Annotated in this window: 28 protein-coding genes, 1 tRNA gene and 1 other RNA gene; 17 read left to right on the top strand and 13 right to left on the bottom strand. The window is 60.3% G+C overall.

Going from position 1 to position 26887, the window contains the following annotated elements:
- Positions 1–57 precede the first annotated feature (57 nt).
- From FIU90_RS05205 to FIU90_RS05220, 4 genes are all read left to right on the top strand, one after another.
- Positions 58–1341 (top strand): DUF418 domain-containing protein, encoded by a 1284-nt coding sequence (locus FIU90_RS05205; protein ID WP_152433817.1) that lies wholly within the window; start codon positions 58–60, stop codon positions 1339–1341.
- A 72-nt stretch (positions 1342–1413) separates the two neighbouring features.
- Positions 1414–1605 carry a bacterioferritin-associated ferredoxin gene (locus tag FIU90_RS05210; RefSeq protein WP_152433818.1) on the top strand — a complete coding sequence of 64 codons (192 nt, stop codon included), beginning with the start codon at positions 1414–1416 and terminating at the stop codon, positions 1603–1605.
- Between the two features lie 164 nt (positions 1606–1769).
- A complete protein-coding gene (gene bfr / locus FIU90_RS05215; RefSeq protein WP_152433819.1) occupies positions 1770–2255 on the top strand; it encodes a bacterioferritin in 486 nt (161 codons plus the stop codon).
- A 289-nt stretch (positions 2256–2544) separates the two neighbouring features.
- Positions 2545–3009 carry a hypothetical protein gene (locus FIU90_RS05220; protein WP_152433820.1) on the top strand — a complete coding sequence of 155 codons (465 nt, stop codon included), beginning with the start codon at positions 2545–2547 and terminating at the stop codon, positions 3007–3009.
- Positions 3010–3064: 55 nt separating this feature from the next.
- Here FIU90_RS05220 and FIU90_RS05225 read toward each other — a convergent pair whose 3' ends face one another.
- The 3 genes from FIU90_RS05225 to FIU90_RS05235 are packed head-to-tail and all read right to left on the bottom strand — an operon-like array spanning position 3065 to position 5323.
- A complete protein-coding gene (locus tag FIU90_RS05225; protein ID WP_234029638.1) occupies positions 3065–3562 on the bottom strand; it encodes a DUF2721 domain-containing protein in 498 nt (165 codons plus the stop codon).
- The gene (gene der / locus FIU90_RS05230; protein WP_152435709.1) at positions 3559–4986 is read right to left on the bottom strand and encodes a ribosome biogenesis GTPase Der; all 1428 of its coding nucleotides are present in this window, start codon (positions 4984–4986) and stop codon (positions 3559–3561) included. Before der ends, FIU90_RS05225 begins: the two co-directional genes overlap by 4 nt.
- Positions 4987–5038: 52 nt before the next feature.
- Positions 5039–5323: a DUF3297 family protein gene (locus FIU90_RS05235; protein ID WP_152433821.1), complete on the bottom strand. Its 285-nt coding sequence runs from the start codon at positions 5321–5323 to the stop codon at positions 5039–5041.
- A 134-nt stretch (positions 5324–5457) separates the two neighbouring features.
- Between FIU90_RS05235 and FIU90_RS05240 the strand changes: the two genes are divergently transcribed.
- Positions 5458–5542, top strand: a tRNA-Leu gene (locus FIU90_RS05240).
- 77 nt (positions 5543–5619) lie between these two features.
- Positions 5620–7194 (top strand): trigger factor, encoded by a 1575-nt coding sequence (tig, locus tag FIU90_RS05245; RefSeq protein ID WP_152433822.1) that lies wholly within the window; start codon positions 5620–5622, stop codon positions 7192–7194.
- A gap of 20 nt (positions 7195–7214) precedes the next feature.
- Here tig and FIU90_RS05250 read toward each other — a convergent pair whose 3' ends face one another.
- Complete coding sequence (locus FIU90_RS05250) at positions 7215–8729, bottom strand: amidase (RefSeq protein ID WP_152433823.1); 1515 nt, start codon at positions 8727–8729, stop codon at positions 7215–7217.
- A 132-nt stretch (positions 8730–8861) separates the two neighbouring features.
- Here FIU90_RS05250 and FIU90_RS05255 point away from each other — a divergent pair, with 132 nt between their 5' ends.
- The 4 genes from FIU90_RS05255 to FIU90_RS05270 all read left to right on the top strand — a co-directional run bounded on the left by FIU90_RS05255 (position 8862) and on the right by FIU90_RS05270 (position 13012).
- Positions 8862–10178, top strand: a complete 1317-nt coding sequence (locus FIU90_RS05255) for an acyltransferase family protein (protein ID WP_152433824.1) — start codon at positions 8862–8864, stop codon at positions 10176–10178.
- A 74-nt stretch (positions 10179–10252) separates the two neighbouring features.
- A complete protein-coding gene (locus FIU90_RS05260) occupies positions 10253–10957 on the top strand; it encodes an ATP-dependent Clp protease proteolytic subunit (protein WP_152433825.1) in 705 nt (234 codons plus the stop codon).
- Between the two features lie 217 nt (positions 10958–11174).
- Positions 11175–12446, top strand: coding sequence for an ATP-dependent Clp protease ATP-binding subunit ClpX (gene clpX / locus FIU90_RS05265; protein WP_152433826.1), 1272 nt, complete (start codon positions 11175–11177; stop codon positions 12444–12446).
- Between the two features lie 14 nt (positions 12447–12460).
- A complete protein-coding gene (locus FIU90_RS05270) occupies positions 12461–13012 on the top strand; it encodes a demethoxyubiquinone hydroxylase family protein (protein ID WP_152433827.1) in 552 nt (183 codons plus the stop codon).
- A gap of 123 nt (positions 13013–13135) precedes the next feature.
- On the opposite strand, the gene FIU90_RS05275 is transcribed toward FIU90_RS05270, so the two are convergent.
- From FIU90_RS05275 to mtgA, 5 genes are all read right to left on the bottom strand, one after another.
- On the bottom strand, positions 13136–13705 hold the full coding sequence (locus tag FIU90_RS05275) for a fasciclin domain-containing protein (RefSeq protein WP_152433828.1): 570 nt from the start codon (positions 13703–13705) through the stop codon (positions 13136–13138).
- A 142-nt stretch (positions 13706–13847) separates the two neighbouring features.
- A complete protein-coding gene (locus FIU90_RS05280; protein WP_152433829.1) occupies positions 13848–14633 on the bottom strand; it encodes an anti-sigma factor domain-containing protein in 786 nt (261 codons plus the stop codon).
- Positions 14630–15211, bottom strand: coding sequence for a sigma-70 family RNA polymerase sigma factor (locus tag FIU90_RS05285; protein ID WP_152433830.1), 582 nt, complete (start codon positions 15209–15211; stop codon positions 14630–14632). Before FIU90_RS05285 ends, FIU90_RS05280 begins: the two co-directional genes overlap by 4 nt.
- Positions 15211–16170, bottom strand: coding sequence for a cation diffusion facilitator family transporter (locus FIU90_RS05290; RefSeq protein ID WP_152433831.1), 960 nt, complete (start codon positions 16168–16170; stop codon positions 15211–15213). The genes FIU90_RS05285 and FIU90_RS05290 overlap by 1 nt, the downstream gene beginning before the upstream one ends.
- A gap of 5 nt (positions 16171–16175) precedes the next feature.
- Complete coding sequence (gene mtgA, locus FIU90_RS05295) at positions 16176–16856, bottom strand: monofunctional biosynthetic peptidoglycan transglycosylase (RefSeq protein WP_152433832.1); 681 nt, start codon at positions 16854–16856, stop codon at positions 16176–16178.
- A gap of 108 nt (positions 16857–16964) precedes the next feature.
- Here mtgA and FIU90_RS05300 point away from each other — a divergent pair, with 108 nt between their 5' ends.
- Together FIU90_RS05300 and FIU90_RS05305 are read left to right on the top strand one after the other, a co-directional pair.
- Entirely contained in the window at positions 16965–18299 is a 1335-nt protein-coding gene (locus tag FIU90_RS05300; protein ID WP_152433833.1) for a M20 family metallopeptidase, read from the top strand.
- Positions 18300–18326: 27 nt separating this feature from the next.
- Positions 18327–18953 carry a hypothetical protein gene (locus FIU90_RS05305; protein ID WP_152433834.1) on the top strand — a complete coding sequence of 209 codons (627 nt, stop codon included), beginning with the start codon at positions 18327–18329 and terminating at the stop codon, positions 18951–18953.
- A gap of 3 nt (positions 18954–18956) precedes the next feature.
- Here FIU90_RS05305 and rpoH read toward each other — a convergent pair whose 3' ends face one another.
- Both rpoH and FIU90_RS05315 read right to left on the bottom strand, forming a co-directional pair.
- Positions 18957–19916: an RNA polymerase sigma factor RpoH gene (gene rpoH / locus FIU90_RS05310; protein ID WP_370515161.1), complete on the bottom strand. Its 960-nt coding sequence runs from the start codon at positions 19914–19916 to the stop codon at positions 18957–18959.
- Between the two features lie 59 nt (positions 19917–19975).
- Entirely contained in the window at positions 19976–20929 is a 954-nt protein-coding gene (locus FIU90_RS05315) for an RluA family pseudouridine synthase (RefSeq protein ID WP_152433835.1), read from the bottom strand.
- A 16-nt stretch (positions 20930–20945) separates the two neighbouring features.
- Between FIU90_RS05315 and FIU90_RS05320 the strand changes: the two genes are divergently transcribed.
- The 4 genes from FIU90_RS05320 to rnpB all read left to right on the top strand — a co-directional run bounded on the left by FIU90_RS05320 (position 20946) and on the right by rnpB (position 23224).
- On the top strand, positions 20946–21341 hold the full coding sequence (locus tag FIU90_RS05320; RefSeq protein WP_152433836.1) for a Mov34/MPN/PAD-1 family protein: 396 nt from the start codon (positions 20946–20948) through the stop codon (positions 21339–21341).
- A gap of 9 nt (positions 21342–21350) precedes the next feature.
- The gene (locus FIU90_RS05325; RefSeq protein ID WP_152433837.1) at positions 21351–22004 is read left to right on the top strand and encodes a histidine phosphotransferase family protein; all 654 of its coding nucleotides are present in this window, start codon (positions 21351–21353) and stop codon (positions 22002–22004) included.
- Between the two features lie 4 nt (positions 22005–22008).
- Positions 22009–22755 (top strand): N-acetylmuramoyl-L-alanine amidase, encoded by a 747-nt coding sequence (locus FIU90_RS05330; protein ID WP_152433838.1) that lies wholly within the window; start codon positions 22009–22011, stop codon positions 22753–22755.
- A 53-nt stretch (positions 22756–22808) separates the two neighbouring features.
- An RNA gene (gene rnpB, locus FIU90_RS05335) (RNase P RNA component class A) lies at positions 22809–23224 on the top strand.
- A 40-nt stretch (positions 23225–23264) separates the two neighbouring features.
- Here rnpB and FIU90_RS05340 read toward each other — a convergent pair.
- Entirely contained in the window at positions 23265–24749 is a 1485-nt protein-coding gene (locus FIU90_RS05340; protein WP_152433839.1) for an FMN-binding glutamate synthase family protein, read from the bottom strand.
- An 85-nt stretch (positions 24750–24834) separates the two neighbouring features.
- Positions 24835–25653 (bottom strand): metallophosphoesterase family protein, encoded by an 819-nt coding sequence (locus FIU90_RS05345; protein WP_152433840.1) that lies wholly within the window; start codon positions 25651–25653, stop codon positions 24835–24837.
- Between the two features lie 303 nt (positions 25654–25956).
- On the opposite strand from FIU90_RS05345, the gene FIU90_RS05350 reads away from it, so the two are divergent.
- Positions 25957–26877, top strand: a complete 921-nt coding sequence (locus tag FIU90_RS05350; protein ID WP_152433841.1) for a TorF family putative porin — start codon at positions 25957–25959, stop codon at positions 26875–26877.
- The last annotated feature ends 10 nt before the right edge of the window (positions 26878–26887 follow it).

The raw sequence follows: 26887 nt of genomic DNA on the forward strand, positions 1-26887 counted from the left end.
TTTCCCTGAATCAATCTGCTGCTACCTTGCGAGCAGGGATCAGCTGAGGGGTCGACAATGGGAAATGCCGCAGCCACCGGGAAGGTGGAGGATGCGATCGTTCAAGGCGACGAGGCGCTCGCGCCCGTAACCACAAGCGAGCGCATATCGAGCCTCGATTTCATTCGCGGTATAGCGGTGATGGGTATCCTTGCCGCGAACATCATCGCTTTTGGCCAGCCGCTGATGGCCACTCTCTATCCGCCAGCGTTCCTGACCGACCAACAGGATCCGCAAAATTATTGGTGGCTCGCGCAATTCGTTCTGATCGATGGCAAGATGCGAGGGCTGTTCTCGCTGCTGTTCGGAGCGGGCCTGTGGCTGTTTATCGAGAAGGCGACGGCGCGCGGATCGGGGCAGGGGCTCGCGGTGCGCAGACTTGCCTTCCTTGGCATGTTCGGCCTCATCCATTTCTACTTCATCTGGATCGGAGACATTCTTTTCCTCTACGCGGTCAGCGGCCTTGCGCTGCTCGCCTTTCTTTCGCTCAAGCCGGTAAACCAGGTGATCCTGGGGGTGCTCGGTTATGTCGTCAGCGCGCTGATCTATACCGCCTTGTTGGGAGGCCTGTACTGGCTATCCACTTCGGGCGTGATGAGCGATGCCGAAACGGCGGAAATGCAGTCGGAAATGATGGCGGGAATGGAGGCCAATACGCAGATGTCGGCGGCGATCCAGTCTGGCGACTACGGCGCATTTTTGGCGGCCAACTTCAGCGAGAACCTGCTCATGCCGTTTTCGATGCTCACGCAGTCGATGGTCGAAACGATCGGATTGATGCTGATCGGTATGGGGCTTTTGCGGATGGGCTTTTTCAGTGGCACGTTCAACAGGCGCAAGATGATCCTCTGGGGCTTCGTCGGCACAATCGGAGGCGCGCTGGGGATGCTTTGGGTCGGGCTTTGGATCCGTTCGACAGGTTTCGACGTGATGGCATCGATGTTCGGTTTCATAGCGTTGTCGGCCTTCCCGCGACTGCCCATGATTCTGGGTCTCGCGGCGCTGCTGGTGATATTCAGCCCGGCATTCACAGGCTGGTTAGGCCAGCGGATTTCGGCGGCGGGGCGGGCGGCCTTTACCAACTATCTGGGAACCTCGATCCTGATGCTGTTTGTCTTCCACGGATGGGCCCTGGGTCTCTACGGAGAGCTCAGCCGACCACAGCTCTATATCGTCGTGCTCGCGACTTGGGTGGTTATGCTCGCATGGTCCAAACCCTGGCTCGACCGTTTCCGGTACGGTCCGCTTGAGTGGTTGTGGCGCTGCCTGACCTATGGGAAAAAATTCCCAATCCGACGCTAGACCCCTTGCTATTGCGAACAATTCGCATAAATTGCACCTGCAAACGCTTCGCAGGAGTGATTCGAGCGCCCTATGTACATTTGTATCTGCAATGCGATCCGTGAAGATGACCTTCGCAAGGCCGCTTTGGGCACGGGCGGCGATGCCGAGGCGACCTATGCGACGCTCGGCAAACGGCCCAATTGCGGACAATGCCTTGGAAAAGCGGGCGAAATTATCGATCAGGAACGCGCGCTCGCCAATTGCGAGAAAGTCGCAGTCTGAACTGGCAAACCGCTACTGCGAACGGATCGCAAACACCTGATTCATAAAGAAAAATTTCCACACCGCCCCTTGTCCGGCGCGGTGCAAAGGCGCATATTGCCGGTGCTCAATCACCAACATTCGCCGTCTGGTCGGGCGGCCCTGCGCATAGAGGACACACCGCCATGAAGGGCGATCCCAAAGTTATCGAATTCCTGAACAAGGCGCTCACCAACGAGCTCACCGCGATCAATCAGTACTGGCTGCACTACCGAGTGCTCGACGATTGGGGCGTGACCAAGCTCGCCGAATATGAACGCAAGGAGTCGATCGAGGAAATGGAACACGCGGACAAGCTCGCCGAGCGTGTGCTGTTCCTCAATGGCCTGCCCAATTTCCAGGCGATCCACAATCTTCGCGTCGGCGAGACGGTCGAGGAAATCCTGAAGGCCGATATGGCGCTTGAGGAAGACGCGATTCCGTTGCTGCGCGATGCGATCGAGTATTGCGAAAGCGTGCGTGACTATGTGAGCCGCGACCTGTTCGCGATGATCCTCGACAACGAGGAAGAGCATGTCGACTTCCTCGAAACCCAGTTCGACATGATCGAGAATATGGGCCTGCAGAACTATGTGCAGCTTCAAAGCAAGGCAGCCGGCGAAGAAGGCTGAGTCTCCCGGCAGGCACCCGCCGCCGGAAGCAAATTGAAGCTAGGTTTCGGCCCGCGGCATCATGCTGCGGGCCGTTGCTTTTGGGCTTTCCCTCATTGATTGAACGACTTGCACTCGGTGGGAGCGCTCCCCCTTCCGGCCAAGTTGACTCTCATGTGACATGCGCCCAGTTTTCCGTCGGGAGCGGGAAAAACAGGGGCACTTTTTCAAGTCGGTCGCGCCTCGAACGAGGTCGAACTCCTTCCAAAGCGATTGGGTCGCAAATCCACTCGACTATTGGAGGTATCTCATGAACGTACTTGGCAAAGCACTCGGTCTTGGCATCGCAACGGCAGCATTCGCGATGGCATCGCCGGCAGCAGCCCAGCTTCAACCCTGGGAAGATTACGAACCGCAGGAAACGGTGATCGAACTCACCTACGTTAAGGTCGATGAAGGCCAGTTGCCTTTCTATCTCGAAGGGCTTCGGGACACTTGGGTGAAGGCCAACGAAGCGGCCAAGTCGATCGGCCAGATTACCGATTACGGGATTTACGTCGTCCCATACGGATCGAATGAGGTAAACCTAGTCCTGCGGATCAACTATCCGAACATGGCAACACTCGACCCCGATAAGGCCGAGTATGACAAATTCATGGACGCATGGGGCAAGGCGAACCAGGAGAGCAGCAGCAAAACCGTGCGCGAGCTCTACAACAAGATCCGCAAGATCAAGGGCACTTATGTCCTGCGCGAGCTGAAAATGAAGATGTAACGCAGGTTGCGAAAGAATAGCGGGGCGGGGCAGCGATGCTCCGCCCTTTTCCCGTCTAGCTGCCTTTGTCGCCGGAGCGGCTTGCCGAAGCCTGCCCGCTGGCCGCGACGAGTGTTTCCATTGCGAAATTCACTAGTCCCGAAATCAGGAACACCATCGTCAGGATCCACGCGACGGCGGTGATGGTGCCGATCTGCGGAGTGATGAAGGCGCTGATGAAAAGAAGTGCGATCACCACGCAGATCGTGAGTGCAGCCATCGTGCTGAGCATCACCGCGCGCTGCGCAAGCTTGCGCCGACGGCACAGCCGCGTGAGCTCGCGATTGCCCTTTGATTTGCGATCCTCGGCCATACGCTTTTCGAGATTCTCGATTCGTCCGGCGATCCAGATAAGCCGCGCCATCATCACGTTCATCACTGCGCCGATCGCAGCGAGGAGGAAGGCGGGAGCGAGGCTCAGGCGCACAATCTCCTGAACGCGCAGCGTGGATGCTGTCCGCTCCAGGAGGTCTTCGGCAATGTTTGTGGAAGCGAGCAGTTCGAACAGCATCATGCCTTGTCCGAACCTCCGCTGTAATTGCCCCCGCCGCCCTTGTTGGCGTTGTAGGGGTTTTTCGGACTTTTCAGCACCACCCGCACGGGCACGGCCTCGAAACCGAGCTTTGCACGGATGCCGTTGACGAGATAACGCTCGTAGCTCTTCGGAAGATCGTCGAGCCGCGTGCCGAACACCACGAAGCGCGGTGGCCGCGTGCCGGCTTGGGTGATGTAGCGCAGCTTGATCCGGCGTCCTCCGGGAGCGGGCGGCGGATTGGCCTCGAGCGCGTCATCGAACCAGCGGTTGAGTGCTGCGGTCGGCACGCGCTTCGACCAGCTTTCCCGAAGCTCGAACGCTGCCGAAAGCATCGGGTCGAGGCCTTTGCCCGTCTTGGCCGATACCGCGAAGAGCGGCACGCCGCGCACCTGCGCCAGCCCATCGTCGAGCGCGGCGCGAACGCCGTTGAACAATGCGCTGGGGTTTTCCGCGACGTCCCATTTGTTTATCGCGACCATGAGCGCGCGGCCCTCTTCGAGCACCATGCTCGCGATCTTCAAATCCTGGTGCTCGAGCCCCTGCGTCGCATCGAGCAAGAGCACTACGACTTCGGCGAAATCGACAGCGCGACGGGCATCGGCGACCGAAAGCTTTTCCAGCTTTTCGGTTACGTTGCGCTTCTTGCGCATACCAGCCGTATCGACCAAGCGAATGTCGCGCACCTCGCCGGATTTTGGATCGGTCCATTCCCAGTCAATCGCTATCGAATCACGGGTGATCCCGGCCTCGGGTCCGGTGAGCAGCCGATCTTCATCGAGCAAACGGTTGATGAGCGTGGATTTGCCTGCATTGGGCCTGCCGACAATGGCAAGCTTGAGCGGTCCGAGCGGGGTGTCCTCGTCATGCTCCTCGGCCATCTGTGCGGCGGCTTCCGCCGCTTCGGCCTTTTCGCCGATGATCGGCCACAGCGCGCCGAACAGGTCGGCGACGCCTTCCCCATGCTCTGCGGACAAAGGCACCGGATCGCCAAGGCCGAGCGAATAGCTTTCGAGCACGCCGCTTTCCCCGGCTGCCCCTTCCGCCTTGTTGGCGACGAGCACGATCGGTACGTCGTACTCGCGCAGATAGCGGGCGATCTCTTCGTCGAGCGGGGTAAGGCCGGCACGCGCGTCGATCACGAACAATGCGGCATCCGCGCCTTCCAGGCTCGCCTCGGTTTGCTTGCGCATCCGGCCGGGCAGGGTGAGCTCGTCCTCGTCCTCCCACCCGGCGGTATCGACAACGGTAAACTCCAGCCCGGCGATCTCGGCATCGCCCATGCGTCGGTCGCGCGTGACCCCCGGCTGGTCATCGACCAGCGCGAGCTTCTTGCCGACGAGCCGGTTGAACAGCGTCGACTTTCCCACATTGGGGCGTCCGATAATGATGACCGTGGGTTTCATGGCGCTCACGCAAGTGGCCTCTCCCCCGCCACTTGGCAAGGTGATCGAGCCGCTATTCCTTTTTCGCGACAGGCGGATTGTCGCCGAGATCCTCGTACCATGCCTCGACCGGGCCGGTGAGCTTGATCGTCAGCGGCTGGCCCTTTCGGTCTACGGTCTTGCCCGCCTGTACGCGCACCCAGCCTTCGGAGATCGAATACTCCTCGATATCGGTGCGCACGCGGTCCTTGAACCGGATGCCGACCCCGCGCTGGAGTACCTCGGCATCGAAGGCCGGGCTGCGAGGATTGACCGAGAGGTGGTCGGGCGGGACATCGTTGCTCTTTTCGTCTGACATGCGCGGCCCTTTAATCGCGTGGGACTGAGGAAACAAGCGTGTTGCGCTTGCCCTTTTGCGCAACCGGCGATAGAGGCTCTGCGCAGATGCGCGCGGGGGCCTTCTCGGCTTCCCGCGCGGCTTCGTTCGGGCATGCGGGCGTGGCGAAATTGGTAGACGCGCCAGATTTAGGTTCTGGTATCGCAAGATGTGGGGGTTCGAGTCCCTTCGCCCGCACCAATTCATCGCCCGATCGGAGCTTTGACGAGGCTCAGAATACACGAATTTTCGCTCTAGAAGGCTTTTAGTACATCCCCATGCAGATCAAGCAGACCACGAACGAAGGGCTCAAGCGCGCCTACCAGATCACGATCAGCGCCGATGAAATCGCCGCGAGGATCGACAGCGAGATCAAGAAGATCGCGCCGCAGGTGAAAATGCCCGGTTTCCGCCCGGGCAAGGTTCCGGCGAATCTCGTCAAGAAAATGCACGGCGAACAGCTTCACGCGCAGGCCGTCAACGACCTGATCCGCGAATCGACGGACAAGGTTATCAAGGATGAGGACCTGCGCCCCGCGATGCAGCCGCAGATCGCGCTTGGCGAAGGCTATGAAGAAGGCAAGGACGCCGAAATCACCCTCGAGCTCGAAGTGCTGCCCGAAATCGAGGCGCCGAGCACCGATGGCCTCAAGCTCGAAAAGCTGGTGGTTCCGGTGACCGACGAACAGATCGACGAGGCGATCCAGAACATTGCCGGCCAGAACAAGAGCTTCAAGGATGCCGCGAAGACCAAAAAGGCGGCCGACGGCGACCAGCTCATCATCGATTTCGTCGGCAAGCTCGACGGTGAGCCGTTCGAAGGCGGTACCGCCGAAGATGCGCCGCTCGTGCTCGGTTCAGGCACCTTCATCCCCGGTTTCGAAGAGCAGCTGGCGGGCGTGAAAGCGGGCGATGAGAAGACCATCACCGTGACCTTCCCCGAGGATTACCAGGCCGAACATCTCGCCGGTAAGGAAGCGACTTTCGACGTCACCGTAAAGGCCGTGAAAGTCGAAACCGAAACCAAGATCGACGATGAATTTGCCAAGCAGCTTGGCCTCGACAGCATCGACAAGCTGAAAGAGATCCTGAAAGGCCAACTCGAACAGCAGACCGCAGGCCTGACCCGCACGCAGATGAAGCGCGCGTTGCTCGACCAGCTGGCTGCGGGTCACGATTTCGAAGTGCCCGCATCGATGGTCGATGCCGAATTCGAACAGATCTGGGCACAGCTCCAGCAAGAAGCGTCGAACGAAGAAAACCCCGAAGAGGCCCTGAAAGAAATCGAAGCCGAAAAGGACGATTACAAGGCGATCGCGGAACGCCGCGTGCGTCTCGGCCTGCTTCTGTCGGAAATCGGCCAGGCCAACGGTGTCGAAGTCACAGGCCAGGAAATGCAGATGCTGATCCAGCAGGCTGCGGCGCAGTACCGCGAAGAAGATCGCGAGCGTTTCGTCCAGTACATCCAGCAGGAGCCGATGGCGGCTGCCCAGCTGCGAGCTCCGCTCTATGAAGACAAGGTCGTCGACTTCCTGTTCGACAAGGCCGAAGTCACCGAGCGTGAAGTGACGCAGGAAGAGCTGCAGGCCGCTATCGAAGCCGACGATGAAGCGGAGGCCGAAAAGGCCAAGGCCGCACCGAAGAAGAAGGCTCCGGCAAAGAAGGCTGCTGCCAAGAAGCCGGCGGCGAAGAAGGCGCCTGCCAAGAAGGCTGACGCTGAGAAGAAGCCAGCGGCCAAAAAAGCTCCGGCGAAAAAGGCTGCTGCCAAGAAGCCCGCAGCCAAGACCGCAGCTAAGAAGGCTCCTGCCAAGAAGGCACCGGCCAAAAAAGCGGCGGCCAAGAAAGCCGATTGATCAACCGGCGCTCGCGAGTTTCACTCCGCAGGCGACCAAGGTTTGAATGAGGGCGTGGGCAGCATGGCTGTCCGCGCCCTTTCATATGCAGCGCCCAATTTCAGCACTGCGTGGTCCTCCCACTTTGCGCCGAAAAAGCTGATCCCGACCGGCAAGCCTTCGATATCGCCCATCGGCACGGTGAGATGCGGATAGCCCGCGATTGCAGCAGGTGAGCCGAAGCCGATCGACCCATCGAAATTGTCGCCGTTGACGTGGTCACTCACCCAGGCAGGCCCGCGCGTCGGGGCGACGAGAAATTGGACGTCGTTTTCGGACATGAGCTTGTCGAGCGTTTCCTCGCCCGCAATCCGGACAGCGTTCTCACGCGCCTTCTCGTAAACTTCCCGATCGGTCGTGCTTTCCGCTTGCTCGAACAGATCCTGATCGAACCAGCGCATCTCCGCTTCAGCATTGGCGTTGTTGAAGGCGATCAGGTCCGCGAGGCTGCGCGGGGTGTCTTGGCCTTCGATCTCGGGGATCGAGCTCAGGTATTTGCCCATCTCCTCGCGCAGTTCGAACATCAGCACGGTGAAGCTGTCGCGCCACATTTCGTCATTGGGGTCGGAGTCGATATCGACAAGTATCGCGCCAGCGCGCTCCAGATCCGCCAGTGCAGTATCGAACACGCTGCGCAAATCGGAGCGATCGCCGATTTGTTTGCGCATAACCCCGATGCGCACCCCTTCTAACGAGAAAGTGGTAAGCCCATCGGTGTAGTCCGCTATGCGCGGCACGCCGACTGTCGCGGTGTCAGCGGAGTCTTCGCCAGCGATGGCGGTCAGCAAGAGAGCCGCGTCGTGAACAGTCTGCGTCATTGGACCGGCCGTGTCTTGCGTGCTTGAAATCGGCACCACATGCGTGCGGCTCACCAACCCGACGCTCGGCTTGAACCCGACTATCCCGTTGATCGAGGCAGGGCAGGATATCGAACCATTGGTCTCGGTCCCGATCGCACCCCACGCCATGCCCGCCGCCACGGCCGCGCCGCTGCCTGAGGACGACCCGCAGGCATTGCGGTCTGTCGCATGCGGGTTGCGCACGAGCCCGCCGACCGCGCTCCAACCACTTGTCGAGCCATTCGAGCGGATATTGGCCCATTCGGACAGGTTCGCCTTGCCAAGCACCACGCCGCCATTGCGGCGCAGGTTCGCGATCAGCGGCGCATCGCGGCGGGTGAAATTGTTCGCGAGCGCGAGGCTGCCTGCCGTGGTCGCGAACTCTTCGGTCTCGATATTGTCCTTCACCAGCACGCTGCGACCTCGGAGGATACCGACATCCGCTTGCTCGCGCGCCTTGAAACCTGCGGTTTTGGAATAAACGATGACCGCGTTGAGGCCATTCTCGCCGCTGTCGAGCGACTCGATCCGCTCGACCCTCTCCGCGATATCGGCGACTGCATCGAAATCATCGGCGTGATTGTCTGCAAGGGCGGAAGGACCGGCTGCCAGAAGAAGAGCCACACCGGTGGTCGAAGCAAGGAGACGCTTTGTCATTCTCCATTGATTGCGTGTTTCAGGTGCGCGTGCAAGCAGGCGCTGCGGTAACCTTTTGGGACCCTCGAGTCTCAATTGAGGACGCACCTTTTGCCGGCATTGAGGCTTGTGGTTCTAAAACTAGGAAAAGCAGTGATCGTCAATCCAAGCCCCAAGGACATGATGCAGGAAACGCTCGCAACCCCCGCCCAGCGCAAGCATTATCACGATATCGACGGCGCCCGTTCGGTTCTGATGTTCCTCTCGGTCGCGCTGCACGCCGGCACAGTCTATGCGCCGGCGCGCCCCTGGATAACGGGCAATTCGGCGCGCGCCGACTTCTTCGACTGGCTGATCTTTGGCTTCCACCTCTTCATCACGCCGACGTTCTTCTTCGTGGGCGGCTTTTTCGCGGTTCTGCTGCTGACGCGGCGCAGCGCGGGTGACTTCATCTGGAACCGTTTCCTCCGCACAGCGGTGCCGCTGATCGCCATCGCGCTGACCTTCAACATGATAGAGCACTACCTGCGTTGGGGGGACGCAGGGGGGCAGGGCTCGCCGATCGACTGGATCGGCAGCCCTGCCTTCGCGCAGATCTGGGCGAACGGTACGTGGCAGCTTCACCTTTGGTTCCTCGTGAGCCTGATCCCCATGTTCCTGCTCGCGGTGCTCGTACATTCCGTACTGCCGAAGCAGTCGCGCATCCGCACTCTCGCTGTCGAACTCGCAGACCGGATGGGGGGATGGATTTCGGGAAGTCTCGCCTTTGCCCTCGCGCTGCTCGTTCTCGCTTCCGTCAACACCGCGAACTATTCGGCAGCCGCGATGGTGCCGGGCGGCTACGACCTCATCTTCCCCGGCTTCCAGAGTCTCTACAAGCTCACCAGCGAATTCCCGTTCTTCGCGATGGGAGTGTTCGCCGCACTGTCACCGCGCCTCCTCGCGTCATTGTTCGAATGGCGTTGGTGGATGCCCTATGCGGCTGCCACGGCGCTGCTGTTCCAACCCTACCCAAATGCCGAACAAAGCCTTGGCGTCAGCCTTGCAATGCTGTTCGCGAACCAGCTCGCGATCTGGACACTGGTGCTGTTCATCCTGCAATTCTTCCATCGCTATTTCAGCAGAGGAGGTCCGCGCACGCGCTGGCTCGCCGATTGCGCGCTCTCGATGTACCTCTTCCACCATTGCTTTGTGTACGTCTTCGGACAGGCGTTTGTCGGGGTTGAATGGCCGATCGCGGTGGAGTTCGTCCTGGTGACGCTGCTGGCAGCTGGCACCGTCATTGCGATCCACGAATTGCTGGTGCGCCGCTATGCTATTCTTCGGTTGCTCTTCAATGGAAAGACCGATGTGAAGCAGGTGCGACAGCAACCAGGCGTGGTCGAGGCTTTTTTCGGCCCGCGCAATTCTCGGCCGGAGCCCGCCCGGGCGGGGCCAATCGCATCGACAGGGAAGCTTTCCACCCGCTGATTGGTTAAAGGTCTTGAATCCATCGCGGGCTGCTCCGACATAGCCATACCGATATTCAAGAGGAAACACCCCACATGATCGATCTGCTTGGCAACAACGGCGAAACCTTTGGCACGCAGGGCCAGTTTACCCGCGATCCTGAAACCGGCGCTCTTGTGCCGGTCGTCGTCGAGCAAACGAGCCGCGGCGAGCGCAGCTTCGACATCTTCTCGCGCCTTCTGCGCGAACGGATCGTGTTCGTGACCGGTCAGGTCGAAGACGGGATGGCATCGCTGATTACCGCGCAGCTGCTGTTCCTCGAAAGCGAAAATCCCTCGAAGCCGATCAGCATGTACATCAACTCGCCCGGCGGTGTGGTGACTGCCGGCATGGCGATCCACGATACGATGCAATACATCAAGCCGCGCGTTTCGACCGTGTGCATGGGTCAGGCCGCGTCGATGGGCAGTTTCTTGCTTGCAGCGGGCGAGCCGGGCATGCGAGTTGCGTTGCCGAATGCCCGGATCATGGTCCACCAACCTTCGGGAGGTGCGCGCGGCATGGCCTCGGATATCGAAATCCAGGCACGCGAGATCCTGCGTATCAAGGCGCGGATGAACGATCTCTATGTGAAGTATACCGGCCAGAGCCTAGACGAGATCGAAAAGGCTATGGACCGCGACACTTTCCTCGAAGCGGAAGAAGCCAAGAAATTCGGCATCGTCGACAAAGTTTTCGAGACTCGTCCGGAGAACGAGGAATCGGACGAAGAGGAAGGTTCGGGCGGCGCTCCCGAATAACGGGGCTCCATTGCCTTCATGACGTCAGCCAATCCCGCCCCGAAGCGGGACAGGGCAAGGCGCAGTACGTATTTTTGACCCCGCAGGTCAGCTTTTAGTCACTTGTGGGGGCCTAAAAAGGGTGGCGATGAGTTGATTCATCTGCTGCCGAAGTTACATTTGGCGAATCCCTCGTGGAAGCATCAGTCATGCTATGCGGGGATTCGAGGATTACAGGATGACCAAATTGAGCGGATCTGACAGCAAAAGCACTCTCTACTGCAGCTTCTGTGGGAAGTCGCAGCACGAAGTGCGCAAGCTAATCGCCGGACCGACCGTCTTCATCTGCGATGAATGCGTCGAGCTGTGCAACGACATCATCCGCGAAGAGACGAAGGCGGGGATCGCCGGAAAGAAAGAAGGCGAAGTCCCCACGCCGCGCGAAATCTTCGAGACGCTGAACGATTACGTGATCGGCCAGAACTCCGCCAAGCGGAACCTCTCGGTCGCGGTCCACAACCATTACAAGCGCCTGAAGCATTCCGGCAAGGCGGGCGATGTCGAGCTTGCGAAGTCGAACATTCTGCTTGTGGGCCCGACCGGCACGGGTAAGACGCTGCTCGCGCAGACGCTGGCGCGCACCTTCGATGTGCCATTCACGATGGCAGACGCCACCACGCTGACCGAAGCCGGTTACGTGGGTGAAGACGTCGAGAACATCATTCTCAAGCTGTTGCAGGCCTCGGACTACAATGTCGAGAAGGCGCAGCACGGGATCGTCTATATCGACGAGATCGACAAGATCACCCGCAAGGCCGAAAACCCCTCGATCACCCGCGACGTGTCGGGTGAGGGCGTGCAGCAGGCGCTGCTGAAGCTGATGGAAGGCACCACCGCCTCCGTGCCGCCGCAGGGTGGCCGCAAGCATCCGCAGCAGGAATTCCTCCAGGTCGACACGACCAATATCCTGTTCATCTGTGGCGGCGCGTTTGCCGGTCTCGACAAGATCATTGCCGACCGCTTGCAGAAGCGCTCGATCGGCTTCGGCGCGCACGTCGCCGACCCGGACAAGCGCAAGGTGGGCGAGCTGCTTGAGAAGAGCGAGCCCGAGGATCTCCTCAAGTTCGGCCTCATCCCCGAATTCGTCGGCCGCCTGCCGGTGATCGCGACGCTGCACGACCTCGACGTCGATGCGCTGGTGACGATCCTGCAGGAGCCGAAGAACGCTCTGGTGAAGCAGTATCGCAAGCTTTTCGAGCTCGAGAATGTCGAACTCACCTTCACCGACGATGCGCTGAAAGCGATCGCCGAGCGCGCGATCAAGCGCAAGACCGGCGCGCGCGGTCTGCGTTCGATCGTCGAGGGCATCCTGCTCGATACGATGTTCGAGCTGCCCGACATGGAAGATGTGTCTGAAATCGTGATCGATGGCGAAGTCGTCGAAGGCACGAAGGATCCGATCCGCGTCGTCGCCAACGATGACGAGGGCAAGAAGGAAGAAGCGGCGTAGGGTTCTGGCCCAAGATGGCGCAAGCTCTTGGCGCGCGGCTAAAATCGAACGAGACACTGGGCGACCGCGTGATCAAGGTGGATCATGCCGGCGAGCATGGTGCAATTAACATATACACTTGGCAGCGCGCTTTTGCGAAATGGCGATGCCCCGAACTCGTACCGGAATTGGACGAGTTCCTCGCGCACGAGCGCCGTCATCGCGCTCTTTTTGAGGCCGAGCTGGCTCGTCGTCAAAAACCACGCTGTCACAGCTTCCACCTTTGTGGACTTGGAGGGGCGGTCCTTGGCGTTTTGACGGGAGTGATCGGGGCGAAGGCCATCCATGCGACCACAGAAGCTGTAGAGAGGGTGGTGCTCCGGCACCTGCAAGACCAAAGAGGCGCTCTCAGATCTGTCGACCCAGATGTGGTAAGTGTAATTGACGCAATAATTGCTGACGAACAACAGCATCATGACAATGCCGCCAATCATCTTCGAGGCAAGCGAGGATTGACCGAGAAGGTCATAGATCGCTTCGTCGCTGCAAGCACCGAAGCCGTGATCTGGCTCGGAATGAAGCTTTGACCCCCATGGTACACTAAACCCCGTCCGGCCAGGAGGAGTAGGCCGGACGGGGTCGTTGGTTGCGCCGCTCCGATTGGGAGGGGTGGGGAACGGTGGAGCGACGCTAAGGGTGTCTTGCGGGGTTTACGCGGGCAGAAACACTCCGTCGGTTACGTGGATAACGCCGTTCGAAGTCTGCACGTCGGCCTGCGTAACGGCGGTCGCGCGGCCCTTGGCATCGGTGATGACAATAGTGTCGCCTGCGAGGCGCGCGGTGAGCTTCTCGCCCGCGACGGTGTCGATCGTGGCCGAACCGCCATGCTTGTTGATCAGTTGCACAAGGTCAGCGCTGGTCACGTTACCGGCGACCGCGTGATAGGTCAGGATGTTGGTGAGCGTGCCGCGATTTTCCGGCTTCACCAGCGTCGCGACGGTGCCGTCGGGAAGCTTGGCGAAGGCCGTGTCTGTCGGGGCGAAAACAGTGAACGGACCCGGGCTCGACAGCGTATCGACGAGACCGGCTGCCTTCACGGCGGTAACCAGGGTCTCATGCACGCCGGTGCTCATCGCGGTCTGGACGATGTTGGCCTGCTGCTTTTGCGCGCTCTTATGATGGTGCGCGGCAACCGGAGCGGTCGCGACTGCGGCGAGGCCAGTGGTGGCAGCAATAGCGGCAAAAGCCACCGCTTTGATGGTCTTGGGGGTCACAGGCATTGGTATCTCCTTTGTCTGCAAGCCCCTCCCGGATCTTGCATGGGGAGCTACGAAGCCCTTGCGAAGACGGATGCGAAAAATTCGCAGGTATCTGAAATTATTGATGAACCGAGAATTTCGCGCGACGAGGCGCGGGTCGGGCTCAGACCTGGCTGAACTCGCCTTGAGCGACTACCGGCCCGGCATCGACACCTTCGGGCTTGCCACCGATCGGTTCGCGGGTGAGCACCAATTCGACCCCGTCGCCGAGGTTGCGAGCGATTTCATCGGGAAGCTCCATGCTGCGCACTTCGCCCGGCGCGACGACGCCCAAAGACTGGAGCTCGCTTCCGTCCTTTGGAACCAGCCACAATTCGTGATCGTGCACGCCGTCGGGCGTCAGTCCGATGGCTGCGACCAGCATCTTGTCGCTTTCGGGGATGTAAGTCACGTCCAGTCTGAGGCCGGTATCGCCGATGGGCACTTGTGCGACCAACGGATCGGCGGAGGCCATTTGCGGCGTCGGGCTTTCAGTCCCGCCGGGACCTTCGACAGGGTTCGAGCTTGGCGCGAATGCGACAAAGGCCAGCGCGATTGCGGCCGCAGCCGAAGTCAGTCCGGCGGTCCACTGCCAGCGGCGCAGGCGCGACTGCAGGTCGATGACGTTGCTGGCCGGGCCACCTCCGCCTTCGAATTCGGAACGGGCGGCTTTCGCAGCGGCAACACGCGCCTCGATCTGTGCCCACAGCTCCGCGCTGGGGACCAATGGCGCGACTTCGTCAAGCAGCGGAGCAAGGCGCGCTTCCCACTGCGCAACTTCGGCGGCGAAAGCATCGTCGCTCGCCATGCGTCCGCGAGCGGCGAGCAATTCCTCGCCCTCAAGCAAGCCGAGTGCGAACTCGGCAGCCAGCATCGCGCCATCGCGCTTCATTTCCGTCTCTTCGCTCATTCACCCGCCTCCAGGCAGGTGCGCAGCTTCATCATGCCGCGGCGTATCCAGCTCTTCATCGTCCCAAGCGGCACATCGGCGGTTTCGGCCAATTGCGCGTAAGTCTTTCCATCAAAAAATGCCGCGCGGATGTTGTCGCGGGCATTATCGTCCAGTGTTTCGAGACAGGTGTGAACCCGCGCTGCGCGTTCGCCGTCGATCATGATCTGGTCGGCGAGCGGTGCTGCATCGGGCAGGGGAGCGGCCTCTTCGACCGGCACGGCACCGCCGCGCACCTTCCCCGTGCGCAGGCGATCGATCGCCCGGTTGCGCGCGAAAGTCGCCAGCCACGAGATGGGGCTCGCCCGCTCGGGGTCGTAACGGTCGGCGCGTTGCCACAGATTTACATAGACGTCTTGCAAGGCGTCTTCTGCCTCCTTTCGATCACCCAAGATACGAAGGCAGATGCCGAAGAGTTTCACGCGCGTGGCATCGTATATCTGTTCAAGTGCATTGCTGTCGCCATCGGCCAGGCGGACCATCGCCGCGCGCAGCGCCTCGCGCGCTTCGGCGCTTGCAGGGGTGGGCGTGTTCGCCATCAGCAGCCCTTCTCGCAATCGTCGCCGCGCTCTATCTGGATCGTCGCGTGATTTATGCCGAAGCGGTCTTCGAGCGAATGGGCGATATCGTGAAGGAACTGGTCAGTACACGGCGCGCCCGGAACCACAAGATGCGCGGTTAGCGCCGTTTCGGTCGTCGACATCGGCCAGATATGCAGATCGTGCACGGTCTTTACCCCCTCCAGACCCGCCAAATGGCCGCGCACTTCGCCCACGTCAATCCTTGCAGGGACTGCAAGTAAGCCCATCTTTATGCTGTCTTTCGCAAGGCCCCACGTGCTCCAGGCGATCATCGCGACGATTGCGAGACTGACCAGCGGGTCGATCCACCAGATGCCGGTAAACAGGATAGCTGCACCTGCGACGACGACACCTACGGATACGAGAGCGTCGGCCGCCATGTGGAGATAGGCGCCGCGGATGTTGAGGTCCTCTTGCCCGCGCATGAAAAGCATCGCGGTTCCTGCATTGATGAGGACGCCGATCCCCGCGACAACCATCATCACCATCCCGGCTGGCTCTTGCGGTTCGAAAAGGCGGTGGAGGGTTTCGAACAGGATCGCTCCGATCGCAACCGCCAGCAATGCCGCGTTGGCGAGCGCTGCGAGGATGGTCGAACTCTTGAAGCCATAGGTGAAGCGTTCGGATGGCGGCCTCTTTGCCGCCAGGTTTGCGCCCCATGCGAGCAACAGCGCCAGCACGTCTGACAGGTTGTGTCCTGCATCTGCGACCAGCGCCATCGATCCGTACAGAAAGCCGAATACTGCCTCGACAACGACGAAAACGCTGTTGAGTGCAATCCCGATTACGAAGGCGTTGCCGAAATCCTTCGGCGCGTGGTGGTGACCGTGGTGATCGTGCAGCCCGTGGCAATCGGTGTCGCCTTCGCCCCTTCCGGGCGCATGGCTGGGATCATTATATGCGTGACTGTGACCCATCCTGATCAGTCATAGACGCAGGAATCGAGCCCGTCACCCTGCACGATATTGATCCGGCGTTCGATAGAATTGCCATGCCGGGCGAGCCAACCTCGCGGATTGACGACCGATCGGGTCTTGGGGCTTGGCAAGGCGGCGGCCATCCTGCCTGCCTCGTCGCGCGACAAGCGGGCGGCGGACTTGCCGAAATATCGCTGCGCACCGGCCTCAGCCCCGTAGGTGCCTATCCCGGTTTCGGCGACGTTGAGATAGACCTCCATGATCCGCTCCTTGCCCCAGACGGCCTCGATCCAGAAGGTGAACCATGCCTCCAGCCCCTTGCGGAAATAGCCTCCGCCTTGCCAAAGGAAGACGTTTTTCGCTGTCTGCTGGCTGATCGTCGAAGCGCCGCGCCTGCGGCCGCCTTCCGCGTTCTCCCTGATCGCTTTCTCGATCGCCTCAGTGTCGAAACCCCAGTGTTCGCAGAACTTGGAGTCTTCCGCAGCGATGACAGCTGCGACGAGGTTGGGGTCGATATTGTCGAGACTTTCCCAGTCCTTGGTGATCCCGTTCTCGTCCATCAGCATCGTCGCGGTGACGGGTATGGGGACCCATTTGAAAAGAACAACGAGGATCAGGCTGATCCCGACAAACCACAGGATCACCCTTGCGAAGAGGCGGGCACTAAAGGAGAGGACGCGGCGCATTGCGCGAAGCGTTTACTGCCGGTTTCGGGAGCGCGCAATCGCGGTTCCCTTGCGATAGGGCGCGCGGCGTGCTTGGACATTTGCCAAGAGCCAATTGAGGAGAATTCGATGCGCCTGATCAGATCCGCGGCCGCTGCAATCGCGCTTGCCACCGCAACACTTGCGGCACCCGTAGTGGCTGAAGATCGCGATGTCGCTGCGGCGGTTGAGGCTGAATACGATAACTATCTCAAAGACCTGTTCGTCCACTTCCACAAGAATCCCGAGCTTTCGTTTCTCGAAAACAAGACAGCCGAGCGGATGGCGACCGAATTGCGCGCTGCCGGGATCGAAGTGACCGAGAATGTCGGCGGTACAGGTGTGGTGGGAATGCTGCGCAATGGCGACGGGCCGCTGATCCTACTGCGTGCCGACATGGACGGCCTGCCGGTCGAAGAGAAATCCGGCCTCGACTATGCCTCCACTGCGACTCAGGTCGGGCAGGACGGGAAGGAATACCCGGTCATGCATGCCTGCGGGCATGATGTGCATATCACCTCGATGATCGGCACTGCGCGCCGGCTGATGGCGATGAAAGACCAGTGGTCCGGCACGATAATGTTCGTGGTACAACCTGCCGAGGAACGCGTCGGCGGAGCAAAAGCGATGCTGGCAGACGGTCTGTACGACCGCTTCGGCAAGCCGGACTACGCGCTCGCATTTCACGTCGCCTCGGTCCTTCCGACAGGAAAGGTCTCGGCATCGGAAAGCATCCAGTATTCAAGCGCGGACAGTGTCGACATCATGGTGCCGGGCGTGGGTGCGCACGGGGCGAGCCCGCATATGGGGCGCGACCCTGTCTATATCGGTTCGCAGATCGTCACCGCATTGCAATCAATCATCAGCCGCGAAGTGATGCCGCTTGCCCCAGGCGTCATTACGGTCGGTTCGTTCCATGCGGGATCGAAGCACAACATCATATCCGATCGCGCAGACCTGCAATTGACCGTGCGCGCAAATGACGAGGAAACCCGCGCGCAGCTCCTCGCAGCGATCGAGCGCATCGCAGTAGGAATTGGTAAGGCGCACGGCCTGCCCGATGAACTTCCTGTGACAGTCACTGTGAGTGAGGGCACGCCTGTAACCAATAACGATCCTGAGCTGGCACGGAGGCTCAATGACGTCATGCAGCGCGAACTTGGGGAGGATGCTTTCATGCCATGGCAGCAGCGCGGTATGGGGGCAGAGGATTTTTCTTACTTCGTCGCGGACCAATACGGTGTTCCCGGATATTACTTCGCCGTTGGAGGAACACCGCAAGAGGCCTTCGATGCAGCGGCCAATGGCGGACCGGCCGTGCCGAGCCACCACTCGCCGCTATTCAAAATCGCTCCAAAAGAAAGCGTAACACTCGGTACAAGGGCGATGATTGCGGCAGTCCTGGACCTGGCGCCCGCGTCTTAGCCCGTTGCGGTTGAGGGAGGGCCAGCCTTGCTCATCGTGCTCGAAGGCATAAGCGCCGCCGGCAAGACGACCTTCGCTCGGAAGTTTGGCGAAGCGCATCACGTGCCCGAGTTTCCAGAGAACGGCGTTGCGCCGGGCGAAAGCGATCGGGCCGAGATTCATGCAGAATACTGGATGGAGCACAATATCCGCCGATTTCAGGCAGCACTTGCGGTCGAGCGCGATCACGGTTTTGCGATCTTCGACACCGAACCATTCAAGTCGCACTTCGACTGGTGCATGGCGTGCGCGGGCTTCAGGAGCTTCGACATATTCGATGCCGCCGTCCCGCTCGCGAGAAAGGCAATCTTGGAGCGCCGGATCGGATTCGGCGACCGCTACTACGTCAAGCGTATCGCTCCCGATGTCGCGCGCGCGCAGAAAGAAGGCGATGAGACCCGGTCCAGGCGCAACTTCGACATGCACCTCGCGTTGCAGCCGCATCTCATCAAGTGGTTCGAGGCGCTCGCAATCGCGCTGCCGGGCAGAGTTGCATTCTCTTTTCCGGACCAGGACGCGCTGTTGGCTGAGTTGAAAAGCAAAGCGCCGGAGGAGAACCCCCGGCGCTTCGATGTCTCGGTGCTGGACGCGCTCGTTAAAGCGCTGCCGCGCTAGAGCTTAGGCAACACCCGGAAGCAGGCGCTCTCCGGCGATACGCTGCATCGCTTTCTGCAGCTTTTCGAAGGCACGCACCTCGATCTGGCGAATACGCTCGCGCGATACGTCGTAGACCTGCGAGAGTTCTTCGAGCGTCTGCGGCTTCTCCGTCAGACGGCGTTCGGTGAGGATGTGCTTCTCGCGGTCATTGAGCGAGTCCATCGCCTCTACCAGCATTGCGTGGCGCACCTCTGCCTCTTCGGCGTCGGCGACCAGCTCATCCTGCAGCGGACCATCGTCGGTCAGCCAGTCCTGCCATTCGCCCGAGCCATCTTCTCCATTGCGCATCGGCGTGTTGAGCGAGCCATCGCCGCCCATCATCATCCGGCGGTTCATGTTGATGACTTCCTGCTCGGGCACACCGAGATCGGTCGCGATCTTGGTCACGTCCTCGGGCGACAAGTCGGTGTCTTCGTAGGCCTCGAGCTGCTTCTTCATCCGGCGAAGGTTGAAGAACAGCTTCTTTTGCGCAGCCGTGGTGCCCATTTTGACGAGGCTCCACGAACGAAGAATGAACTCCTGAATCGAAGCCTTGATCCACCACATCGCGTAGGTCGCGAGGCGGAAGCCGCGATCGGGTTCGAACTTTTTGACGCCCTGCATCAGCCCCACATTCCCTTCGGAAATCAGGTCGCTGACGGGCAGGCCATAACCGCGATAGCCCATCGCGATCTTGGCCACGAGCCGCAGGTGGCTGGACACGAGCTGTGCCGCTGCCTCGGGGTCTTCGTGTTCGGCATAGCGCTTGGCGAGCATGTATTCCTGCTCTGCCGTAAGCACCGGATATTTCTTGATTTCCGACAGGTAGCGATTGAGACCTTGCTCACCGCTGAGAGCGGGCACTGTCGGCGTCTTCGATTTACTCACTTCTTCCCTAACCTTTCTAGTGTCGACCTCACCTGCCGGACCCCTGATGGGCATCCGGTCAATCGGGCCACGTGGTTACATATAGACGACTTTTGCGCGGTTGCGCGTGCTTTTCATCGATTAAAACGTCCAAGTTCGTCGATAAGTTCCCCCATATCGGGGGGAATGGCCGCTGAAAAAGATACGGTTTCGCGGCTGATTGGATGCAAAAATCCCAGTTCGGCTGCATGAAGCGCCTGTCGGGAAAAATTCAGTTCCGATATCAGTGGTTTAATACTCTTGGGCGTTCTTCCATAGAGTTGATCTCCTAATAGCGCGTGACCAATTGACGCACAGTGAACGCGCACCTGGTGTGTGCGGCCCGTTTCGAGGCGGCATTCGATAAGCGCACTCGATTCGAGCCTTCTCAATACTTTGTAATGGGTAACGGCGTGTTTCCCGCGCGAGGAATTCTTGGGCAGCACAACCATTTTCTTTCGATTCGCGTCAGATCGACCGATCCTGCCCTCGATTCGCCCCTCGCAGGGTTGGGGATGCCCTGCGCAGACGGCGAGATACCGCCGGTGGATCGAGTGGTCGGCAAACTGCTGTGCGAGCCCTTCGTGCGCGGCATCGGTTTTCGCCACGACAAGCAGACCGGATGTGTCCTTGTCGATCCTGTGCACGATGCCGGGGCGTGCGACCCCGCCAATCCCTGAAAGCTCGCCTGCGCAGTGATGGAGCAATGCATTCACGAGCGTCCCATCGGGATTGCCCGCTGCCGGGTGCACCACCATGCCTGCAGGCTTGTTGACGACGATCAGGTGCTCGTCTTCGAACACGATATCGAGCGGGATTTCCTGCGGCCGCGCTTCAGCTTCAGCGGCGGCTGGAACCCTAATGCTGAAGCGCGCTCCCTCTAAGACCTTAGCGCTTGCCGAAGACGCCGCGGCTCCATCGACCTCGACCAACCCTTTGCCGATAAGCGCCTGCACCCGTGCACGACTGAGATTTGTCGCGTCGGCAAGTGCCTTGTCGAGCCGGGCAGGCGCAGCAACGGTGCCGGTGATGATTTTCTCATCGGACATGCTAGGGCCATGCGCGATGAGCATCGAAGTGACAAGCCAGGTGTTCGAGGCACTGGATAGGGCAAGCCGCTCTGCCTATCCTCGCGAAGCTTGCGGTTTATTGCTGGGCGAAGGCGAACGAATCTCGACATTCATCGAAACCCGCAACGTCCACGCCACCCCTGAAACCCACTTCGAAATCGATCCGCAATCACTCATCGACGCGCATCGTTCTTCGCGCCATGGAGGGCCGGAGATCCTCGGCCATTTTCATTCGCATCCCCAAGGCGATGCCGAGCCATCTTCGACCGATCTCGAACTGGCGGCGGGGGACGGCAAGGTCTGGGCGATCTGGGGGCGCGGCGACCTGCGGTTCTACCGGTCGGGTAAAGCGGGGTTCGAGGCGCTTTCATTGCACATCGTCGATGGCTAAGACACGCGCATGAATTCTCAAACCGAACTTGCCGCGCTTCTCTGTTCGCGGCTCTGCCATGACATGCTCTCGCCGGTCGGCGCACTCTCCAACGGGCTCGAACTGCTTGCAGACGAAGACGATCCCGAGATGCGCAAGCGCTGCATCGAGCTGCTCGAACAAAGCGCTGCGATCAGTACCAACAAGCTCAAGTTTTTCCGGCTCGCGTTCGGCGCTGCAGGCGGGTTCGGCGACAATGTGCCGGTTGAGGAGGCGCAGGAGGTCATCAACGCGCTGGCAGCGGGGAATTCTCGGATCGAGCTCAATTGGGCTGTCGAAGAGCAGAGCCTGCCCAAGCCTGCGGTCAAAGTGCTGCTAAACCTTGCGCAGATCGGAATCGATGCGCTGGTGCGTGGCGGGACGCTCGATATCGGTGCCGAAAAGCGTGACGGCAATGTCGAGATCGTCACCCGCGCGCGAGGTGGAAAGATCGCGTTCGACGAGACGATCGGAAAGGCGCTTCAGGGCGAAATCGCGCCGGTGGAGATTACGAGCCGGACAGCCGCCGCACATATGATCGCGCTGCTGGCCGATGAAATGGGCGGCGGGCTGCAATACGCCTTGAGCGACGACGCGCTCGTGCTAGGCGCGGTACTTCCCCAGCCCGAAGGCATGATCGGCTAGGGCAATGGCGACGCCGCTCGATCCCAGCTTCTACTCCGGCAAGGGTGAAAGCGAACTCGTCCACCGGACCGAGCCATCGCCCAATTTCAACGATCGTGCGCTGCCGATCAACATGGCGGTGATCCACTACACGGAAATGAAACCGGTCGAGACTGCCCTAGACCGTCTGACCGATCCCGATGCGCAGGTTTCGGCGCATTACCTGATTACCGAAGAGGGCGAAGTGATCCGCCTCGTCGAAGAGGATAAGCGCGCCTGGCATGCGGGCCGCTCCTACTGGCGCGGGATCAAGGATGTGAACTCGGCAAGTATCGGGATCGAACTCGATCATCCGGGGCACGAGCTTGGTTATCGCGAGTTCTCCGACGCGCAGATTGATGCGCTCATCCCGCTGCTCGCCCGCATAAGGCGTGACTACGACATTCCGCGTGCGAACGTGGTCGGACATTCGGACGTCGCGCCGATCCGCAAGGTCGACCCCGGCGAGCTCTTCCCGTGGGACAGGCTCGCGGAATATGGATTGTGCCTGCCAAAGCCGACAAAGTTCGAGAAAGGCGATCCGTTTCACAACGAAGGCGCCTTCATCCTCGCGCTGGAGCGTTATGGATACGACATAACCGAGGGGCGCAAGGCGATCGAGGCATTCGAGCGACGTTGGAGGCCCGAGCGGATCGAGGGCAAGCCCGACGCTCAACTGGGCGCAATCCTTTGGCACCTGTTGCTCGAACGCGACCGCGGCGCGGCCCGGTAAGAGCTCTCGATAAGCTTCCCTACAGCATCTGCCTGCTATAAGGGCGTTTGCATCAGGGGGCCGAGGCAGCCGCGTTGTCTTTTGACACCGAGGAAAGTCCGGGCTCCACGAAACGAAGGTGGCGGGTAACGCCCGCCCGGCGAACCCTTCGGGGAAAGCCGAGGGAAAGTGCCACAGAGAGTATACCGCCGATGGCGCCTAAAGCGCACAGGCAAGGGTGAAAGGGTGCGGCAAGAGCGCACCGGGGCGCTGGCAACAGCGCCCGCATGGCAAACCCCACCTGGAGCAAGGCCAAATAGGGGCCTCGCGCCTGTTTTCAGGCAGGAGTGTTTCGCTCCGAGAGGCCCGGGTTGGCTGCTTGAGCCGTCCAGCAATGGTCGGCCTAGATGAATGGCTGCCGCCGCGCGGCAGGTCCGGTAACGGATACCGCGCGCGGAGACAGAACCCGGCTTATGAGGCCCCCTGATGTATTCTCATCGGCCTACCGCTTCGCTACTTGAGGCCGGGCGTCAATTCGGCTGAACCCCGACGGCGGGATAGAGCTCGTCCAAGGGGCGCGAGCGTCCATCGGCGCAGACGAGGCGGACGTGGTAGCGCTTCATTTTGCGCGGGTTCCTGACGCCGACGCTGTGCGCGATGATGCCGACTTCCTCGCGCATTTGCTCGACAAAGTGGGCGACCTTTACGGCCTTGTCCGCCGGATCGAGCCCGCGCTGCAAGGACGGATCATGCGTGGTGATGCCGGTCGGGCAGGTGTTCTTGTTGCATTTCATCGCCTGTATGCAGCCAAGAGCGAACATGAAGCCGCGCGCGGAGTTGATAAAGTCCGCTCCCGCGCAGATCGCCCAGGCGACCTCGACCGGCGTAACCAGCTTTCCGCTGGCAACGATACGGATACGGTCGGTAAGGCCGGCCCTGTCGCGAATGTCAACGAGCATCGGCAAAGCTTCGCGCAGGGTCAATCCCACATTGTCGATCAGCGGAAGCGGCGCTGCTCCGGTCCCTCCATCGCCGCCGTCAACGGTTATGAAGTCGGGCGCGCTTTCCTTCCCGCGCCGATTGATTTCCTCGAACAGATCCTCGAGCCAGCCATAGGCTCCGATCACCGTTTTGAAGCCGACGGGCTTGCCGGTGACCTCGCGTATGTGCGCGAGCATATCGAGCAGATCGCTATTGCTGTCGATTTCGGGATGCCGGTTGGGAGAGATCGAAGCCTCGCCCTCTGGAATGCCGCGGATCTTCGCGATCTCGGCATTAACCTTGGCTGCCGGGAGGATGCCGCCCTTGCCGGGTTTGGCGCCCTGCGAGAGTTTCAGCTCGAACATACGGACCTGTTCGTGCGCCGCGATGTCGCGCAACTTTTCATCGGACAGGTTTCCATCGTCGTCGCGCACGCCGTATTTGGCAGTCCCGATCTGGAAAACGATGTCACAGCCGCCCTCGAGGTGGTAGGGGGCCAGGCCGCCTTCGCCGGTGTTCATCCAGCACCCAGCCATTGCTGCACCACGTGAGAGCGCCTTGGTCGCGGGGGTCGAAATCGCACCGTAGCTCATCCCCGAGATGTTGAAGAGCGACGGCGCATCGTAAGGAATGCGCGCGGCACCATCGCCAATCCGCATCGGAGGTGCCTTCACAGCATCTCGTTCGAGCATCGGCCAGGGGCAATTGACAAAAATGGGCGTCCCTACCGGCTCGAGATTGCGGGTCGAACCAAAGGCAACATTTGTGGATTCACCCTTGGCAGCATCGTAGACCCAGTCGCGCTGGGCGCGGTTGAATGGCATCTCCTCGCGATCCATCGCGAAGAAATATTGGCGGAAGAACTCGCCGAGATCGGAGAGGATGTATCGCATCCGCCCGATAACCGGATAGTTGCGGCGGATCGCGTCGGATGTCTGGTAGCGATCGATAAAGAACAGCACGATGATCGCAAGCACGGTGAGGCCGACGGCGAAGATGAAAAGGCTTGTCAGCCCGTCGAGAATGGCTGTCATGGCACTCGCTCCCTGATTGCCGGTCCGCGAGGGGCATCGCGAGAAAAACGGCGCGACTCCACTCTATGGGATCAGGGAGGCTTGTCTACGCCCGTGTCAGCGCCGGTTCGTGTTCGGCGGTCGAAACCGCAATCCGACCATCGGTATCGCTCGTTTGTATCACTCGCTTGTTGTCGCCTTCCAACACCAATGCCGTGAGCACGCCCGACCGGAACGCTCCGGTATCGATCCCGATCCGGTTACCGCAGTCCATCACCTTGTCGAAAATGGTGTGGCCGTGGACGACAACTTTTTCGAGCGGCCCTTCGTGATTAAGGAATCGGTCGCGTATCCACAGCATGTCGCTGCGTCTCTGCTCGTCGAGAGGAACCTTGGGATCTATTCCGGCGTGAACGAACAGGTAATCGCCGGCAACGATCATATCCTCGAACGAGGCGATATAGTCGCGCTCCGACTGGGGTATGAGCTGCGGAATCAGCGCGAACAATTCTTCGAGCGTCATCGCGTTGAACTGCTTTCTCGTAAGGCCGAAACTGAGAATTGTCTCGCGCCCACCGTGTTTGAGGAAATGACGCAAGATTTCCTCTTTCTCGAACGATTCGAGGAACATTTCTTCATGGTTGCCTGCCAGGACGCGGACATTGCGCCGTTTCTGCCATTCGCGGGTGCGGGCCAGCACGCCGGCGCTGTCGGGTCCGCGATCGACCAAGTCACCAAGCAGGATCACGTGGGTTTCCGCCGGACCTGCTGCTGCATCGTCTTGCTCGACGGCATCGATGATCGCTTCGAACAGATCGAGCCGCCCGTGAATATCGCCGATCACGTAATAGCGCGTGCCATCGGGCACGGCCGGCATGCGCGCTTTGGGTTTCGACGCGAATATCTTGGTCAGCGACTTCAACATGGTGCGAACAGCTTAAGCTTGGGACGACGAATTCTGCGCCATCTTTGGGGCTTGGTCCATGGGGTTTGAGAGGACGTTCGCCATAAACACCCCCAACCTGAACCGCAAATGAGGATTACATGCATGAGGCATGGTGCAAAAAACCCACACAAATGTGGACTTGTTGACCTCTGCGCAATTTCTCTTGTGCACTGCGGCAAACGCGTGCACGATTATGTCGCATTCGCATGAGATTGCCGACAAAAATGGCGACCGGCGGATGTGCAGGTGGGACGAAGCAACAACACAAACAAGGAAGTTGTCATGCTCACGTCCATCCGCGGCCTTACGGCCGCAACTCTCTCTGCGGGCCTTTTCCTCTCGGCAACGCCCGCGCTCGCTTCCCAAACGGTTCCGGAAGAAGCGAAGACCGACATTCATACCGGCGATATCGAAATCAGCGAGGATCTCCTTGCCGCTTCGGCTGCGCTGGACGGAACCGATGCCAGGGCGCCCGCTCTCAGCCTGACACCGGCGACCGAGCGCGCGAGCGCTCCGATCGAAGATGGCACGGCCAATAGCGTCGAAGGGGAAAGCGGTTTCACCTTCTCGGCCAATATCGCCTTTGCGACCGAATACCGTTTCCGCGGTGTCGCACTGACCGACGGCGAGTTCGCCGTACAAGGGGGCTTCGACATCGCTCACGAATCGGGCTTCTATGTGGGTACCTGGGCTTCCAACCTCGATGAAACCACTGTGGGCTACGGCTCGGCAGAGCTCGACGTTTATGGCGGCTGGGGCGGGAACCTCACCGACGGCGTATCCGCTGATGTCGGTGTGATCGCCTATCTCTATCCCGACGCAGGTCCGGGAGACTTCGACTATGTCGAATTCTACGGCTCGCTCACTTTCGGTCTCGGCCCGGCAGAGCTTACCGGCGGTATTGCTTACGCGCCCGACCAGGATTCGCTTGGCAGCACCGATAACCTGTATCTGTATGCAGATGTCGGTGTCGGCATCCCCGACACGCCGATCACCGTCACCGGTCACATCGGATACACCGACGGATTCCTGACATTCACCACCGACAGCGAAGCGGTCGACTGGTCGATTGGCGCCGAAGTGGCAGTCGGTCCGGCGACGCTTGGCGCTGCCTATGTCGGTGTCGAAGGCGATGCTCTGATCGATCCCACCGGGACTTTCACCGACGATGCCTTCGTCGTGACGCTCAGCGCGAGCTTCTGAATCGTTTGCT

The organism is Erythrobacter sp. THAF29, assembly GCF_009363635.1.
In the GTDB taxonomy this organism is placed as follows: domain Bacteria; phylum Pseudomonadota; class Alphaproteobacteria; order Sphingomonadales; family Sphingomonadaceae; genus Erythrobacter.

Excerpts from the sequence above, each read along its gene's own strand:
- FIU90_RS05205 (WP_152433817.1), top strand. The coding sequence starts at position 58 with ATGGGAAATGCCGCAGCCACCGGGAAGGTGGAGGATGCGATCGTTCAA.
- FIU90_RS05210 (WP_152433818.1), top strand. The coding sequence starts at position 1,414 with ATGTACATTTGTATCTGCAATGCGATCCGTGAAGATGACCTTCGCAAG.
- bfr (WP_152433819.1), top strand. The coding sequence starts at position 1,770 with ATGAAGGGCGATCCCAAAGTTATCGAATTCCTGAACAAGGCGCTCACC.
- FIU90_RS05220 (WP_152433820.1), top strand. The coding sequence starts at position 2,545 with ATGAACGTACTTGGCAAAGCACTCGGTCTTGGCATCGCAACGGCAGCA.
- FIU90_RS05225 (WP_234029638.1), bottom strand. The coding sequence starts at position 3,562 with ATGATGCTGTTCGAACTGCTCGCTTCCACAAACATTGCCGAAGACCTC.
- der (WP_152435709.1), bottom strand. The coding sequence starts at position 4,986 with ATGAAACCCACGGTCATCATTATCGGACGCCCCAATGTGGGAAAGTCG.
- FIU90_RS05235 (WP_152433821.1), bottom strand. The coding sequence starts at position 5,323 with ATGTCAGACGAAAAGAGCAACGATGTCCCGCCCGACCACCTCTCGGTC.
- tig (WP_152433822.1), top strand. The coding sequence starts at position 5,620 with ATGCAGATCAAGCAGACCACGAACGAAGGGCTCAAGCGCGCCTACCAG.
- FIU90_RS05250 (WP_152433823.1), bottom strand. The coding sequence starts at position 8,729 with ATGACAAAGCGTCTCCTTGCTTCGACCACCGGTGTGGCTCTTCTTCTG.
- FIU90_RS05260 (WP_152433825.1), top strand. The coding sequence starts at position 10,253 with ATGATCGATCTGCTTGGCAACAACGGCGAAACCTTTGGCACGCAGGGC.
- clpX (WP_152433826.1), top strand. The coding sequence starts at position 11,175 with ATGACCAAATTGAGCGGATCTGACAGCAAAAGCACTCTCTACTGCAGC.
- FIU90_RS05270 (WP_152433827.1), top strand. The coding sequence starts at position 12,461 with ATGGCGCAAGCTCTTGGCGCGCGGCTAAAATCGAACGAGACACTGGGC.
- FIU90_RS05275 (WP_152433828.1), bottom strand. The coding sequence starts at position 13,705 with ATGCCTGTGACCCCCAAGACCATCAAAGCGGTGGCTTTTGCCGCTATT.
- FIU90_RS05280 (WP_152433829.1), bottom strand. The coding sequence starts at position 14,633 with ATGAGCGAAGAGACGGAAATGAAGCGCGATGGCGCGATGCTGGCTGCC.
- FIU90_RS05285 (WP_152433830.1), bottom strand. The coding sequence starts at position 15,211 with ATGGCGAACACGCCCACCCCTGCAAGCGCCGAAGCGCGCGAGGCGCTG.
- FIU90_RS05290 (WP_152433831.1), bottom strand. The coding sequence starts at position 16,170 with ATGGGTCACAGTCACGCATATAATGATCCCAGCCATGCGCCCGGAAGG.
- mtgA (WP_152433832.1), bottom strand. The coding sequence starts at position 16,856 with ATGCGCCGCGTCCTCTCCTTTAGTGCCCGCCTCTTCGCAAGGGTGATC.
- FIU90_RS05300 (WP_152433833.1), top strand. The coding sequence starts at position 16,965 with ATGCGCCTGATCAGATCCGCGGCCGCTGCAATCGCGCTTGCCACCGCA.
- rpoH (WP_370515161.1), bottom strand. The coding sequence starts at position 19,916 with ATGCCCATCAGGGGTCCGGCAGGTGAGGTCGACACTAGAAAGGTTAGG.
- FIU90_RS05315 (WP_152433835.1), bottom strand. The coding sequence starts at position 20,929 with ATGTCCGATGAGAAAATCATCACCGGCACCGTTGCTGCGCCTGCCCGG.
- FIU90_RS05320 (WP_152433836.1), top strand. The coding sequence starts at position 20,946 with ATGAGCATCGAAGTGACAAGCCAGGTGTTCGAGGCACTGGATAGGGCA.
- FIU90_RS05325 (WP_152433837.1), top strand. The coding sequence starts at position 21,351 with ATGAATTCTCAAACCGAACTTGCCGCGCTTCTCTGTTCGCGGCTCTGC.
- FIU90_RS05330 (WP_152433838.1), top strand. The coding sequence starts at position 22,009 with ATGGCGACGCCGCTCGATCCCAGCTTCTACTCCGGCAAGGGTGAAAGC.
- FIU90_RS05340 (WP_152433839.1), bottom strand. The coding sequence starts at position 24,749 with ATGACAGCCATTCTCGACGGGCTGACAAGCCTTTTCATCTTCGCCGTC.
- FIU90_RS05345 (WP_152433840.1), bottom strand. The coding sequence starts at position 25,653 with ATGTTGAAGTCGCTGACCAAGATATTCGCGTCGAAACCCAAAGCGCGC.
- FIU90_RS05350 (WP_152433841.1), top strand. The coding sequence starts at position 25,957 with ATGCTCACGTCCATCCGCGGCCTTACGGCCGCAACTCTCTCTGCGGGC.